Genomic DNA, 13,960 nt, shown 5'->3' on the forward strand with positions numbered 1-13,960 from the left:
CGCGCTCGTTCATCAGTCTGTGAGGTCATATCTGGAAGGAGACCGGGGCAAATTCATGGCATGTCAGTGTCGATCAACACACAAAACACGGCCTCGTGTGGCAGGCAGACTCAGCCCGCGTGCAAAAGCTCTAAAAAATGCGCCGCATCCGTCACATCGCGCAGCCGCATGGCAATGCGGTCCGTCACGTCCGTATCCTCACCCCAGATCGCCATCTGTTCGCGCTCATCCAGTGTGGCACAGGCCACCAGCTCTTCCGGCGTGCCCTGCCCCTTCACCAGAGCCAGCCCCAGATACAGGCTCCCCAGCGCAGGCACAGCCACACCCAGCACCGCCAGCTCCGCGTCGGAAAGAGACTCGAGCAGGGCGCGCAGCGTCTTCATGGTGGCGTCCGGCTGGGTGATCGGCATCACCCCCTCCGTCGTGCGCAGCTCCATGCCGAAGGTATCCTGACACCAGTCCAGCCAGGGGCCCCACAGTTCACGCTGCCGCCGCGCCAGTCTGGAATTTCCGGCCTCGCGATAACACAGCAGGTCACTGCCCGCATACGCCAGCAGGCTATCAATCACACCGGCCCGTGCACCAGGAATACGTTCCAGCATGGAACCCGCGATTCGCGTCAGCGGCAGATCTTCCGGGCGGAAATGGCCGCCAACAGTCAGGCCAGCCGCCTGCCATTCCGCCGCCAGCGCATCAGCCAGAGCGCGGGAGGACACAGAGAGCATGGTCTTTTCCGGCAGCCGGACCGGCCTGCCGTCCAACTGCACGGCAAAGCCCTCGTCCTGCACCGGCACAACCGTCGCCTGTTTCCAGAACCGTTTACGCGCGCCGGCAGGGGCTGGTTTTTTCTCCAGATCACTCATTTAAACAGCCCCAGTCCGCGCAACATGTTCATCACCTTTCCATCTTTTCCGGCTTTGGGAGCAGACGGCGCGGGACCAGCGCCCCCTTCCCGCGCAGCAGAGAGCAGCGTGGGGCAATTATCATTCCCGCCATCATCCCCGCCAATATTCAGGCCATAGCGCCCGCCATAAGAGGGCTCCATTTTTGGCACGGGAGCCGCAAAGGTGCCCGTTACCCGCAAGTCAGACGCAGCAGACGCACCGCCCAGAAGCACGCGCGGCGAGAGATGCAGATCCAGCGCATGCGTCCCCAACCCAACCGTGCCGTGACCATGCAGGGAGAGGAACGGCGTTTCCATGGCCAGCAGATCAACCTGCGCGGCCCCATCAGCAATCTGCATGTGAGTCCCAAAACACCGCACGGGCATTTTGCCTTTCAGCGGAATATCCGGCCCGAGCAGATTACGGAGCGCCGCGCCCCCAATGGAGCCATCCACGACGGACGCGCCGATATGCCCTGCCAGCGTACGCCGACGGGTTTCATCATCATCGCCCTGCATGCTGACAGTGCCGACAAGCATCAGCGGCCCCTGCATCAGAGACGGCGCACCCATCCAGCCCTGCACGGCAGACACCGGCAGCACAACCGGGTGCATCGCGACCTCGTAGGCCGGGACATTACCGGATGCATCATAAACAAACCGGGCGGACTGCGCGGTGCCTGAGCCGTCAGCCTGCACCGGGTCCGCCACCAGTCGCCCACCCTGCACCACAACGTGGCTGGTGAGCTGTGTCCATGTGAGGTCACGCCAGGCAACGTGCGGTGTTTCCACATTGGCGTTCAGCGTCAGGCCACGCACCACGTCCTGCGGCGTATGCTCTTTCACCAATGCCAGCGTGGAGGCTGTTTCCACATGGCCGTCCACCTTGACGTTTTCAGCCGTCGGGAATGTGCCGCCGGGTGCGAGCTGGTCCAGCACACCATGCACCTCCACGGAGGAATGCCCCCCGCCCAGCGTTCCCGCCAGTTTCAGATTGGACGCCCCATCGACAAGGGTCAGATCCACAGGCGTTTCCGTTTTTTCCGGAGCCAGTACGAGGGCCGTCATCTGCGCCAGTGTGCCGAGCGTGCCGCGCAGCCCCAGAGCCTGCGCCCCAAGCTGGCCGTCAATCTGCACAGCCAGAGGGTCATCAGGCTTCGTAGCATCCAGCATGGCGCGGCTCAGCTTGCTACCGGGCACAAAGCGCCCAAGCTCAACCTGTCCTGTATGCACATGCAGCCCTTGGGCCACCGGCTGCTGACCGGCACCGGCAATCTGCGCATCAACGGAAATATTCTGTCCGTCCGGCAGATCAGCCCGTGGGAAGAACTGCTCCAGATCCCGCAACTGCCCCAGCGAACCACCGACCTGCAACGCATAAGCGCGTGCGCCATCCGGGTCCGTGACCGTGCCATCCAGATGCGCCAGTCCGGCGGGGTGACCGGCAATTGTCAGTGCCAGCTTGAACTGCACAGGGAAGTCTTTGGCGCACACCGGCAACAGGCGGCCTGTCTGGCCTGTCAGGACAAACTGGCCTTTGCCTTTCTCGCCCTGCACGTCAAAGCTGGGAGTCGCGCCGTCCAGATCTTTTGCCTGAATATGCCCAAAGCTGATCTGGCCAGTTTTGTGCCGAATCTGATCTTCCCACTGCACATCTGCCTTGGAAATGCGCACAGTGGACACACTGACATCCCAGTGCATCTTGCCGGAAGACGGGCTGCCCCCTCCGGTATCCGGTCGCACAGACGGCGTAAAGACCCAGTCCGCCCGACCATCTGCCAGACGTCGTAGAGACACGCGAGGCTGAATGATGCTGACATCATTAAACACAATACGATGCTGAAACAGCGGCAGCAGCCCGAGGCGGGCACGGACTTCCCCTGCGTCCACCATGTTCGGCGCGGGCTGCCCGCTTCCTGCTGCGTCTGCCTCTTCCACGCCGGAAAGATGCACGCCACGGGCTTCCACCCAAGGGAACGGCAGAAGCCACACATGCAGCTGATCAACCGTCAGATGGCGGCCTGTCTGTTCTTCCACAGCTGCCACCAGCCGCACCCGCAGCCAGTTTGCATCCTGCATGGCGGAGACAACGCTGCCCCCGCCGACCAGCAGCACAGCAGCCCCGGCTACCAGACCGATCTTCCATTTCAGCCGCATTGGCTTTCCTCCTGTGTTCCGGAAGTCGCTGTTATCCGCCGCGACGAGACGGTTTGGGCGTAGCCCCCGGCGCAAACCCCAGAGCACGGAAGGTCTCACACATATGCGGCGGGAGTTCGGCAGTCACAGTCAGCCGCCCCCCTGCCGGATGCGGCATATCCAGTTGCCGGGCATGCAGATGTAGCTGGTCCGTAAAGCCATCCACATGTGCGGTGGCGCCACCATATTTCGGGTCACCCAGAATGGGCGTGCCGAGCGATTCACAATGCACGCGCAGCTGATGCGTCCGCCCCGTAAGCGGAGAGAGCGCCAGCCATGAGAATTTGCGGGCTGCCGAATCCACAACCTCATAGGTCGTGCGGGCATACTGACCGTCCGGGTCCTTACGGTCCGCTGCCACCATAATGGCATTGGCACCCACACCAAGGCGCGCCAGAGGCTGGTCAATCTCGCCCGCCATCGGGTCAGGACGGCCCACCACAACGGCCCAGTAGGTCTTTTTCACATCCCGCCCACGGAAGGCTTCCGCCAGCTTGGCCGCCACACCGGGCGTGCGCGCCAGTAGCAGCAGGCCGGACGTATCCCGGTCAATCCGATGCACCAGACGCGGGCGCGGATCATCCGGCTCGGCCCGCAGGCCATCCAGCATCATGTCCACATGTTTGGTAATACCGGGGCCACCCTGCACTGGCAGACCTGCCGGTTTGTTCAGAACAATCACCTGTTTGTCCTGATACAGCACCATGCCCTTGATCTCGCGCACCAGCCGCTCATCCAGCGGGCGCGGAGCATCCTTTGCCGGTCGGGCCGCCATGGGGATGGGCGGCACGCGCACGGACTGGCCCGGCTGTAGGCGGGTAGAGGCCTCAACGCGTTTACCATCCACCCGAATCTGGCCGGTACGGCACAGCTTTTGCAGCGCCCCTTGCGTCAGATGCGGGTAATGGCGACGAAAATAGCGATCAAGGCGAATATCCGCCTCGTCCTCGCTGACAGTCAGAATCACAACACTCATGCGACGATATTCACGACTGACGCCGATCCCGCAAGCGGGCCCATGTTTCCAGACGGTGGCGGATCTCCCGCTCAAAGCCTTTTCCGGTCGGATTATAGAAGGTCTGGCGCTTCATCTCATCGGGAAAATAATTCTGCCCGGAGAAGCCTTCTTCCGTATCATGATCATACTGATAGCCCTTTCCGTAGCCGATTTCCTGCATCAGCTTGGTGGGCGCGTTCAGAATATGCGCAGGCGGCATCAGGCTGCCGGTGGCTTTTGCGGCACGGCGAGCAGCTCCATAAGCTTTATAAACCCCATTGGATTTAGGCGCTGTGGCCAGATGCACCACAAGCTGCGCCAGAGCCAGTTCCCCCTCCGGTGAGCCAAGGCGTTCGTACGTCTCCCACGCAGCAATGGCCAGCGGGAGCGCATGCGGGTCAGCCATCCCAACATCTTCCGCGGCAAAGCGCGTCATGCGGCGTGCAAGGTACCGCGGGTCTTCCCCGCCCTCCAGCATGCGCGCAAACCAGTAGAGGGCGGCATCCGGGTCAGACCCGCGCATGGATTTATGCAGGGCGGAAATCAGATTGTAATGCTCTTCCCGGTCCCGGTCATACAGCACAGCGCGTTTGGCCAGCAGACGGGCCAGAGCCTGAGCATCCAGCGGTACCTCCGTCTTTAGGCTGAGAAGCTGCTCCACCATGTTCAGCAGATAGCGGCCATCGCCGTCTGCCATGGCGCGGAGGGTGGCGCGCCCTTCTTCCGTCAGCGGCAGAGGTCGCCCGGTTTCTTCCTCTGCCCGCGCCAGCAAGGCCTCTTCCGCCGGGTCATCCAGACGGTTCAGCACCATCACCTGGCAGCGGGACAGCAAAGCGGAATTGAGCGCAAAGGACGGATTTTCCGTAGTCGCCCCAACCAGCACAATGGTGCCGTCTTCCACCACAGGCAGGAAACCGTCCTGTTGTGCACGGTTAAAGCGATGAATTTCATCCACAAACAGCAGCGTACCACCACCGGCTTCTGCCTGCCTGCGCGCGTTTTCAAAGGCTTTCTTCAGGTCTGCCACACCGGAGAACACAGCGGAAAGCTGCACAAACCGCAGCCCCGCCGCCTGCGCCAGCAGGCGGGCAATGGTCGTTTTGCCCACACCTGGGCCGCCCCAGAGAATCAGACTGGCGAGAGAGCCCCGCTCCAGCATCCGCGTCAGCGTGCCGTCCGGCCCCAGCAGATGCCCCTGCCCGACTACATCTTCCAGCCGGTTTGGTCGCAACCGGTCCGCCAGAGGCTGATTAGGCGCAGGCCGCCCCGGATGCGCAGAGGATGGCTCACGGTCCAGTGGCGGAGCCTGATTGCCAAAAAGATCCCCACCCGGAGCCATGTCCGAAGGTGTTGTGCGCCGTGCCGCCATACCTGCCTGTCCTGAAGAAATACTATCCCTGATATCGGGCTGCCGTGCCTGTTTTGCCACCTCTGCGCTCAGAAGAAAGTCCGGCAGCCCGCCTGCGCTGGTTTATTCCGGCTGCGCAGGCAGCGTGAAAGTGCCAGCAGGAATATTAATCCCGCTCTTCACATCAAACAGGGTCACGCGCGTTTCGCGCCCCTGTGCATCCACAACGCTCCATGAGCGCAACGCCACCGGGTTATCATAAAACACCAGCGTCAGACTGCCATCTCCGGGGGAAGACGTGCGCACGACCGTAACCTGCACCAGCCCGCCCTCATGCTGGAAACCGGTAATGGTGACATCATTTTCCAGACTGACATGCTGCCGGAGCAACAGGCCGAGCGGTGTGCGCTCCATGGGGATAACGGTTGTCTGATCAAGCTGGTTATCGCGGAACACCACCTTGCCCTGATTAGCCACCAGCAGAAGCGGCGTTGGCGGATCATACGCCAGCCGCATCTGGCCGGGGCGCTGCATCAGCACAACGCCGGTCGTGCGTTTTCCGTCCGCATCCAGCTGCTGCATATGCGCCTGAAAGGTAGTGACGCTGTTGAGGGCTTTTTCAATCTTCCCCAGCCAGACCTTATCGGACGCGGAAAGGGTAATACCCTGCGGTGCGTCGGCCTGCGGAGCAGCCTGAGCCGCCCCCTGCGCCATGGCAGGCGCGACAGGAGCCAGAGCGCTCACACCGCCCCCCACGGAAAGAGCCAGACAGAGGGCTGAAAATTTGCCGGAACGTGATGTCATACGCGCTGTCATTCCCATTGGTGACCACAAGCCGCCAGCAAACACCTTGCCCGGGCCTTTATTATGGCAGGCGCAGTATGCCACCTGCCGCAGCGGGATAACAGAGGTGCGTGTTCAGGAACTGCCGATCAGCACCCCGGCCAGAAAAACCAGCGCCCCGCCAAACACAATCTGCACAATAGCCGAGCCAAAAGGCGTGTCCTGATAGCGCCAGCGGATCCATGAGATCAGGAACAGTTCAATCACCACCACGGCAATGGCCACCGTCATGGCTGCACTGAAGGACTCAATCAGGAACGGCAGGGTGTGGCCAATACCACCAGCCATGGTCATGGCCCCGCACACCAGCCCGCGGATGAGCGGTTTGCCGCGACCGGACAACGCACCATCATCAGAAAGGGCTTCGGCAAACCCCATGGAAATCCCCGCCCCCAGTGAGGCCGCCAGCCCGACCAGAAACGCGCTGTGTGGGTCATGCGTGGCAAACGCTGCGGCAAACACCGGGGCGAGCGTGGAGACGGAGCCATCCATCAGCCCCACCAGACCGGGCTGGACAATCTGGAGCACAAAACGCCGCCGGGCATTTTCGTCCTCATCGTCCCGCTTGTCATCGGTCAGATGGCGGGAGGCCATATCGCTGGCAGCCCGACCATGCTGGTCTTCCGCTGTTGCGAGGTCCCCCAGCATTTTCCGGGTCTCAGCATCATTAGTGCGCAGGGCGGCCTGACGGTAAAAGCGGGCTGCATCCCGCTCCATGTCTTCCGCATAACGCCGCACAACCTCAATGCCCTGTCCCTGAATTTGCCAGGCAGGCTTACGCGCCATGAACCCGGCAATGTCCTGACGGCGAATAAGGGGAATATGATCCCCAAAGCGCCGGACATAGACATCAATCAAATGCCGTCTGTGGTCATTTTCCTCATGCACCATGTCCGCAAAGATTTTGGCGGTGTCGGGGTAGTTTTCCTGCAAGGCATAGGAAAAATCCGCATAGATGCGGCCGTCCTCTTCCTCATTGGAAATGGCCAGAGCAAGAATTTCCTGTTCAGTCAGGGCAGTAAATTTACGCATCTGCCCTGCATATACATTTTCAGGATAAGTCTCAATTTATTCTTACATAATGAGAATATTTCGCATTTTCAGAGCAACTCTGTCGCCGACTTTTCTACAAAAACAGATAAGGGCACGATCATAACCTGACCCTGCCCTTATCATTACTGTCCCGACAGAAAGAGAATGGCTGCTTTTAAAAGGCGACCAGACCCGCCAGCAGCGCCAGTGCTACTGCAAAACCGATTTCCCGGTTGGCGCGAAACTGGGCCAGACACAAGGCCGGGTCCGACGGATTAACCCCCACAACCTGCCGCCACAGCAGGAACACCGGAAGCAACAGGACCGGCCAGAACAGAAGCCCCACACCAGCAAGCAGGGCCGCCACCGCCAGCAACACCACCATCAGCGCGTAACAGGTGCCAATAAAAGCCTTTGCCCGCCCAGCCATGAGGCGTGATGTGGATTTCACACCAATGCGGGCGTCATCTTCCATGTCCTGAAAGCCATAGATGGTATCAAACCCCAGCTGCCAGACGATGGTTGCCGCATAAAGCGCCAGCTGCGCGAGGGAGAGATGGCCCGCCGCAGCCGCATAACCCAGCGGCGCGCCAAACCCGAAGGTAAAGCCCATGACCAGCTGCGGCCACCAGGTAAACCGCTTGGCCAGCGGATACAGCGCCACCAGCACCAGCGAGGACGCCCCCAGAATCTGAGAAAGACCGTTCAGTTGCAGCAGGATGGACAGACCAATCGCCAGCAGAATGGCCAGAAACAGTACCGCGTGCCGCATCCGCAGAGCACCGGACGCCAGCGGACGGCCAGCCGTGCGGGCCACCTGCCGGTCAATATCGCGGTCCCACATGTCATTCACCACGCAGCCCGCAGCCCGCATGACAAGACTGCCAATGCCAAACAGCACAATCAGCCGCACCCGCTCCACAGCAGGCACGCCCTGCGGCAGCAGAATCCCCCATATGCCCGGTAAAAACAGCAGCCACGTGCCAATAGGCCGGTCCAGCCGCGCCAGCAGAGCATAAGGGCGCAGGGCCGGAGGCAGGCGGGCAATCCAGCCCGTCACCCGGATGTCGGTATGACCGGAAGAAGCTGACACGATACGGGCGGTCCTTTAACCAAACACAGCAGTGCCGGGGGTATGCCATAAATTCCCCTCTGGCATGAACCTCTTTGCGCAGAACGGCATTACCGCCTAAACAACCAACTCATTGCGAGAACGATCCACCGGACCGCGCTCCCCTTCCCGTTTCAACCTGCCTGATCGCTGAATGCCATGAGTTCGCCCGAGCATCTTCCCCGTCTTTTTGTGCCGCAGGACGCCGCAGGTGGTCCGGCGGAAGCTGGCACGTCCTGCCTGCTCAGCCCGGCACAGGCACGTTATCTGGGCACGGTCATGCGCAAAAAGGCCGGGGATTCTGTCCGCGTCTTCAATGCAGAAATGGGCGAATGGCTGGCCAGTCTGGGCGAGATTCGCAAGGATCGCGGCAGCCTGACGCTCACGGAGCGCCTGCGGCCGCCCTGCCCGCAACCTGACCTTGTTCTGGCTTTCGCCCTGCTCAAGCGCGATGCGACCGATATGGTCCTGCGCATGGGCACAGAACTTGGGGTCACGCGCTTCCTGCCCATCATAACCGAACGCACCAATACCCACCGCACCAACCCGGAACGGCTGGCGACCATCGCCGCCGAAGCCTCCGAACAGTGTGAGCGGCTGGATATCCCGACCATTGCCGAACCCTGCCCGCTCGCCACCCTTCTGGGCGCATGGCCTGAAGATGCACGCCTGTTTACAGCCATGGAACGGGCTGAGGACCGTGGCGTTTCCCTCCACAGCTCCCTGCGGAATGTCCGTGCGGGAGATGGCCTGCTCATTGGCCCGGAAGGCGGCTTTTCCGATACGGAATGCCGCGCCCTGCTTGCACGCCCTGCGATTACCCCTGTTTCTCTGGGGCCGCTGGTTTTGCGGGCTGATACCGCAGTTGCCGCAGGACTGGCGCTTATGGGCGACGGCTTGCGCTCTGCTCAGGATTAGTCAGAATACCTTTACCTTCGTTCTGGCCCGTGTCCTGCTGCCGGGCTGTTTTTCAAGGAACAGTGATTTCTAATGTCTCACGCCGATGCCCACGACGACACACCCGTTCGCTCAGTTTCTCAGCTGGCTGAGGTTTTTGCCAAAGGGTGCAAGCCCCGCGACTCATGGCGCATTGGCACAGAGCACGAAAAATTTGGCTGGGTACGGCCGGAAGCTGCCGCCAACGGTTCCAGCCCGCAGGCTGGCCGTCCGGCTTACGCAACCCCACCTTACAGCCCGGCCGGGATTGAAGACCTGCTGAATGGCTTTCAGGAAGTAGAGCCGGACGACTGGGAGCCCATTCTGGATGAAGGCAAGATTATCGGCCTGAAGGGTATTGAAGAGGCCAAAGGCGCAGGCATTTCTCTGGAGCCCGCCGGGCAGTTCGAGCTTTCCGGCGCGCCCCTGCAAACGCTGCATGAAACAGCGGAAGAGCTGGACAGACATTATGAGTCCGTGCGCCCGCTGGCCCGCAAGCTGGGCTTAGGGTTCAGCCCGCTTGGTTTCCACCCGACCGCCACGCGGGAAGACCTGCCGTGGATGCCCAAATCCCGCTACGCCATCATGCGCAACTATATGCCCAAGGTCGGCAAGCTAGGCCTGGACATGATGCAGCGCACCTGCACCGTGCAGGTTAATCTGGATTTCGGGTCCGAGCAGGACATGGTCCGCAAGATGCAGGTCGCCCTCGCCCTGCAGCCGGTTGCCACCGCTCTGTTCGCCAACTCCCCCTTCTTTGAAGGCAAGCCGAACAACTATCTTTCCAACCGCGCCCGCATCTGGACGGATACGGACAACGCCCGCGCTGGCATGCCTGCCTGCGTGTTTGAAAAAGACTTCGGCTTTGAGCGCTATGCAGAATGGGTGCTGGATGTGCCCATGTATTTCATCATGCGTGACGGCAAGATGCGCGATGTCTCTGGCCGTTCCTTCCGCGCATGGATGAACGGTGAGCGTCAGGACGGTCTGGAAGACGTTACCCCCACGCTGGCCGATTTTGAAAACCACATGTCCACCGCCTTCCCGGATGTGCGCCTCAAGCAGTTTCTGGAAATGCGCGGGGCGGATGCAGGCTCTGCGGAAATGATGCTCGCCCAGTCTGCCCTGTGGGTCGGCCTGCTTTATGACGATGCCGCTCTTGAATCCGCCTATGAACTGGTGTGTGACCGCCCGTGGGAAGATTACGTCAAGCTGCGCTCGCTGGTACCCTCTCAGGCGCTGAACACGCCGTGGGGCCAGGGCACGGTGCGGGATCTGGCAGCCCAGGTTATCGGCATTGCCATGGATGGCCTGCAGGCCCGTGGCTTTGTGGATGAGAACGAGCGGGAAGAATGGGCCTACCTGGCCCCGCTGACCGCCATGGCCGCTGGGGGCCCCACGCAGGCCGAACGCTGGCTGGAGCGCTATTACGGCGCATGGAGCGGCGATGTGACCCGCATTTTTGGTGAAAGCGAGATCTAATCCCGCTTCCATTTTTTCGGGCTGGCCGCTCCCCGCGCGCCAGCCCTTTTTTAACCGTTTTCTCTCAGGCCCTTTTGCCAGCCAGCAACCGGCTGGAACTCAGCAGCGCCGCAAAGGTCGCCACACAGGCAGCCATAAACAGGCATTTGAGCGCCGCTCCCTGCGCAAACAGGGAGAAAAAAGCCGCAACCCCCATTGCCCCGCACGTTTGCCCGGCCTGACGCGCGACCTGCACCATTCCGCTCGCACCGCCGGCCCGCGCATGGGACGCCGAGACCATCATGGCGCGGTTATTGGGCGGCTGAAACAATCCGAACCCGCACCCGGCGAGCCATGTCCGCCAGACGATATCAAAGGCAGTGGGGTGCGCTGGCATCATCCACAGCAGGAAAAACCCTGTCGCCGTCATCAGCAGACCGATGGATGAAAGCACCCCGGCAGATATCGTATCCGCCAGCCGCCGCACGAGCGGCGCTGCGGACATGATGCCGATTGGCCATGGCGTAATGAGCAGGCCCGTCGCAGCGGGGCTCATCCCCAGCACATCATGCAGCGTAAACGGCATGGAAATGATGTAGAAATTGGAGGCCACAAAACCGCAAAAGCCCGTCATGAACGCAATGGCAAAATCCGGTTTCGCCAGCATATCAACCGGCAGAATAGGCTGCGGCAACCCGCTTTCCCGGTGAATAAGCAACAGGCCGGAGAGCAACCCGACGGCAATCAGAACACAGGACAGCAATGTGCCGGACTGATGCGCCAACCCGTCCCCGCCCATCACCAGCGCGCCAAAGGCCAGCATGCACAAAACGCTGCCGGTAATATCCGGGCGAGACTTACTACGCGGTGTGGTTGGCAGCGCCCGAAACGCCATGAACAGGGCTGCGGCCCCCAGCGGCAAATTCACCCAGAACAGCCAGGGCCAGGACGCCACTGTGAGAATAGCCGCCGCAGCCGTTGGCCCAAGTGCGACCCCCATGGCCACCACAACGCCATTCAGCGCAATGCCCTTGCCAATTTCCGCATGCGGATAAATGTAGCGGACCAGCGCAATATTCACGCTCAGAATGCACGCCCCGCCAATCCCCTGCAACACGCGGGCTGCCGCCAGCGCAGGCAGTGTTGTCGCCATCGCACACAGCACGGAAGAGCCTATGAACAGGATAATCCCGAACTGGCACATGCGGGAAAACCCAACCTTACTCCCCAGCGCAGCCAAAGGGAGCAGAGAAACAAGGCTAGCCAGCTGATACGCGTTTACCACCCAGATTGACGCTGAGGAGGACGCATGCAGATCCCGCGCAATGTCAGGCAAAGCCACGTTGGCAATGGCATAGTCCAGCAAGGCCATCAGTACGGAGAGAGACACTGCCAGCATGGCCCATGTCCGGGCCGGACCAAACAGACCATCGGTGCTTTTTGTTTGGGAAGAGCTGCCTGCTGGTTGCGCAAGTTCATTCATCAGCCTGATCGTTCCTTTTCTGATACGTAACGTCTTGCGCCGGGGGGCTTCTGTGCCACCCTGAGCCCTAAAGGGAAAGGCCAAACAGGCCGCAGCGGTCTTTAGAGGAGCTTCATCACGCAGGCGGCCATCGGAGACGCACACGCGATTGTGCTGACATTTGAAATATTACTTATTCATTTTACAAATAAAGAAAATCTCTTTTTCTTGATTGGTTTAGGGTTTCTCACCCCTCTTCCTTTCAGAAAGCACCCCGGCAGTAACCCAAGCAAATGGTTGACATTCGCGCCGCGTCCCGCTCCATCCTCAGGAGATGACGCCCTTACTCGCCTCTGGCCTGACAGCCGCCGCCATCGTCCTGCTCATGCTCCTGATCGGCGTGGCGCGCCTCAACCCTTTCGTCACGCTCTTTATCGTGTCTGTCGGGCTGGCTCTGGCCACCGGCATGCCAACCGAGCAGGCCATTGCCTCTTTTGAAAACGGCATGGGCCATGTGCTGGGGCACGTGGCAGGGGTTGTCGCACTGGGCACCATGCTGGGGAAAATTCTGGCCGAAACCGGCGGGGCGGATCAGATCGCCCTGACCATCTCCCGCATTGCCGGTAAAAAGCGGCTGAACTGGGCCATGATGGTTATCGGCCTGCTGGTCGGGCTGCCGGTGTTTTTTGAAGTCGGCTTTGTACTGCTCATCCCGCTGGTCATCATCCTGTCCCGCAGGAATAATCTGCCGCTGCCCGTGCTGGCTTTCCCGATGGCAGCAGCCCTTTCTGTCACGCACGCGATGGTGCCGCCGCACCCCGCCACCTTGCTGGCCATTACCGCCTACCATGCGGATACAGCCCGCACACTGTTCTGGGGCATTGTGATTGGCACGCCTATCGCAGCGCTCGCCGGGCCGGTTTACACGTGGTACATCGCGCCTCGTATTGGCACGCTGGCCCCAACAGCGCTGGAAGCCCAGTTTACCGGCCAGATCGAGCACGACAAACTGCCCTCTTTTGCCCTCTCCTGCGCCACCTTGCTGATGCCGGTTGTCCTGATGCTGGGTGGTGCGCTGGCGGAACTCCTCTGGCCCGCAACTGCCCTGCCCTATCGGGTTCTGCATTTTCTGGGCAATACGGACATCGCCCTGCTGGTGGCGACGCTGATGTCCTTCTGGCTGATGGGGAGCCTGAGCGGCCTGTCCCGCGAGACCATTCTCCGCTTCAGCAATGAGTGCCTTGCGCCTACAGCCACCATCATGCTGCTGATTGGCGCAGGCGGCGGCTTTGGGCGGGAGCTGATTGACAGCGGGCTGTCTGCCTCCATCACAAATCTGGCGCTGGGAGCCCATGTCCCCCTGCTGGTTCTGGCGTGGATGCTGGCATTGCTGGTCCGCATCGCCACCGGCTCGGCCACCGTGGCCACCACTACAGCGTCCGGCATTGTCGGCCCTATTCTGGCCACCTCACACTCTGTCTCGCCCGAACTGCTGGTGCTGGTCACCGGGGCAGGTTCCGTGGGCCTGAGCCTGATGAACGATGCCGGGTTCTGGCAGATGAAGGAATATCTGGGCATGAACCTCTCCCAGACCCTGCGCAGCTGGACGATGATTGAAACGCTGATTGCCATCCTCGGCCTGCTGATCTGCCTGCCTCTGTCCTGGGTCATTCATTAAGGCAAAAGAAAAG

At 61.1% G+C, this 13,960-nt stretch carries 11 protein-coding genes; 3 read left to right on the forward strand and 8 right to left on the reverse strand.

Translation table 11 applies throughout. The annotated features are described in order from the left end of the window. Positions 1–110 precede the first annotated feature (110 nt). The 7 genes from ACHQGU_RS10445 to ubiA form a co-directional block, all read right to left on the reverse strand. A complete protein-coding gene (locus ACHQGU_RS10445; protein WP_395494981.1) occupies positions 111–863 on the reverse strand; it encodes an ATP12 family chaperone protein in 753 nt (250 codons plus the stop codon). Then, positions 860–3,040, reverse strand: coding sequence for an AsmA family protein (locus ACHQGU_RS10450; RefSeq protein ID WP_395494982.1), 2,181 nt, complete (start codon positions 3,038–3,040; stop codon positions 860–862). The genes ACHQGU_RS10445 and ACHQGU_RS10450 overlap by 4 nt, the downstream gene beginning before the upstream one ends. Before the next feature lie 31 nt (positions 3,041–3,071). Continuing rightward, positions 3,072–4,055, reverse strand: a complete 984-nt coding sequence (locus tag ACHQGU_RS10455; RefSeq protein ID WP_395494983.1) for an RluA family pseudouridine synthase — start codon at positions 4,053–4,055, stop codon at positions 3,072–3,074. 10 nt (positions 4,056–4,065) lie between these two features. Continuing rightward, positions 4,066–5,445: a replication-associated recombination protein A gene (locus ACHQGU_RS10460; protein ID WP_395494984.1), complete on the reverse strand. Its 1,380-nt coding sequence runs from the start codon at positions 5,443–5,445 to the stop codon at positions 4,066–4,068. A gap of 102 nt (positions 5,446–5,547) precedes the next feature. Then, on the reverse strand, positions 5,548–6,138 hold the full coding sequence (locus ACHQGU_RS10465; protein WP_395496421.1) for an outer membrane lipoprotein carrier protein LolA: 591 nt from the start codon (positions 6,136–6,138) through the stop codon (positions 5,548–5,550). Positions 6,139–6,342: 204 nt separating this feature from the next. Next, positions 6,343–7,299, reverse strand: coding sequence for an iron exporter MbfA (gene mbfA / locus ACHQGU_RS10470; protein WP_395494985.1), 957 nt, complete (start codon positions 7,297–7,299; stop codon positions 6,343–6,345). A gap of 175 nt (positions 7,300–7,474) precedes the next feature. Further along, positions 7,475–8,392: a 4-hydroxybenzoate octaprenyltransferase gene (gene ubiA / locus ACHQGU_RS10475; protein WP_062272913.1), complete on the reverse strand. Its 918-nt coding sequence runs from the start codon at positions 8,390–8,392 to the stop codon at positions 7,475–7,477. Between the two features lie 177 nt (positions 8,393–8,569). Here ubiA and ACHQGU_RS10480 point away from each other — a divergent pair, with 177 nt between their 5' ends. Then, complete coding sequence (locus ACHQGU_RS10480; RefSeq protein WP_395494986.1) at positions 8,570–9,328, forward strand: 16S rRNA (uracil(1498)-N(3))-methyltransferase; 759 nt, start codon at positions 8,570–8,572, stop codon at positions 9,326–9,328. A 72-nt stretch (positions 9,329–9,400) separates the two neighbouring features. Next, entirely contained in the window at positions 9,401–10,828 is a 1,428-nt protein-coding gene (locus ACHQGU_RS10485; RefSeq protein ID WP_215753894.1) for a glutamate--cysteine ligase, read from the forward strand. A gap of 64 nt (positions 10,829–10,892) precedes the next feature. On the opposite strand, the gene ACHQGU_RS10490 is transcribed toward ACHQGU_RS10485, so the two are convergent. Then, entirely contained in the window at positions 10,893–12,290 is a 1,398-nt protein-coding gene (locus tag ACHQGU_RS10490; RefSeq protein ID WP_395494987.1) for an MFS transporter, read from the reverse strand. A 313-nt stretch (positions 12,291–12,603) separates the two neighbouring features. Between ACHQGU_RS10490 and ACHQGU_RS10495 the strand changes: the two genes are divergently transcribed. Beyond that, positions 12,604–13,947, forward strand: coding sequence for a gluconate:H+ symporter (locus tag ACHQGU_RS10495; protein WP_062141916.1), 1,344 nt, complete (start codon positions 12,604–12,606; stop codon positions 13,945–13,947). Positions 13,948–13,960: the final 13 nt, after the last annotated feature.

The sequence above is a fragment of the Acetobacter sp. KSO5 genome (genome assembly GCF_044094635.1).
Classification (GTDB): domain Bacteria; phylum Pseudomonadota; class Alphaproteobacteria; order Acetobacterales; family Acetobacteraceae; genus Acetobacter; species Acetobacter cerevisiae.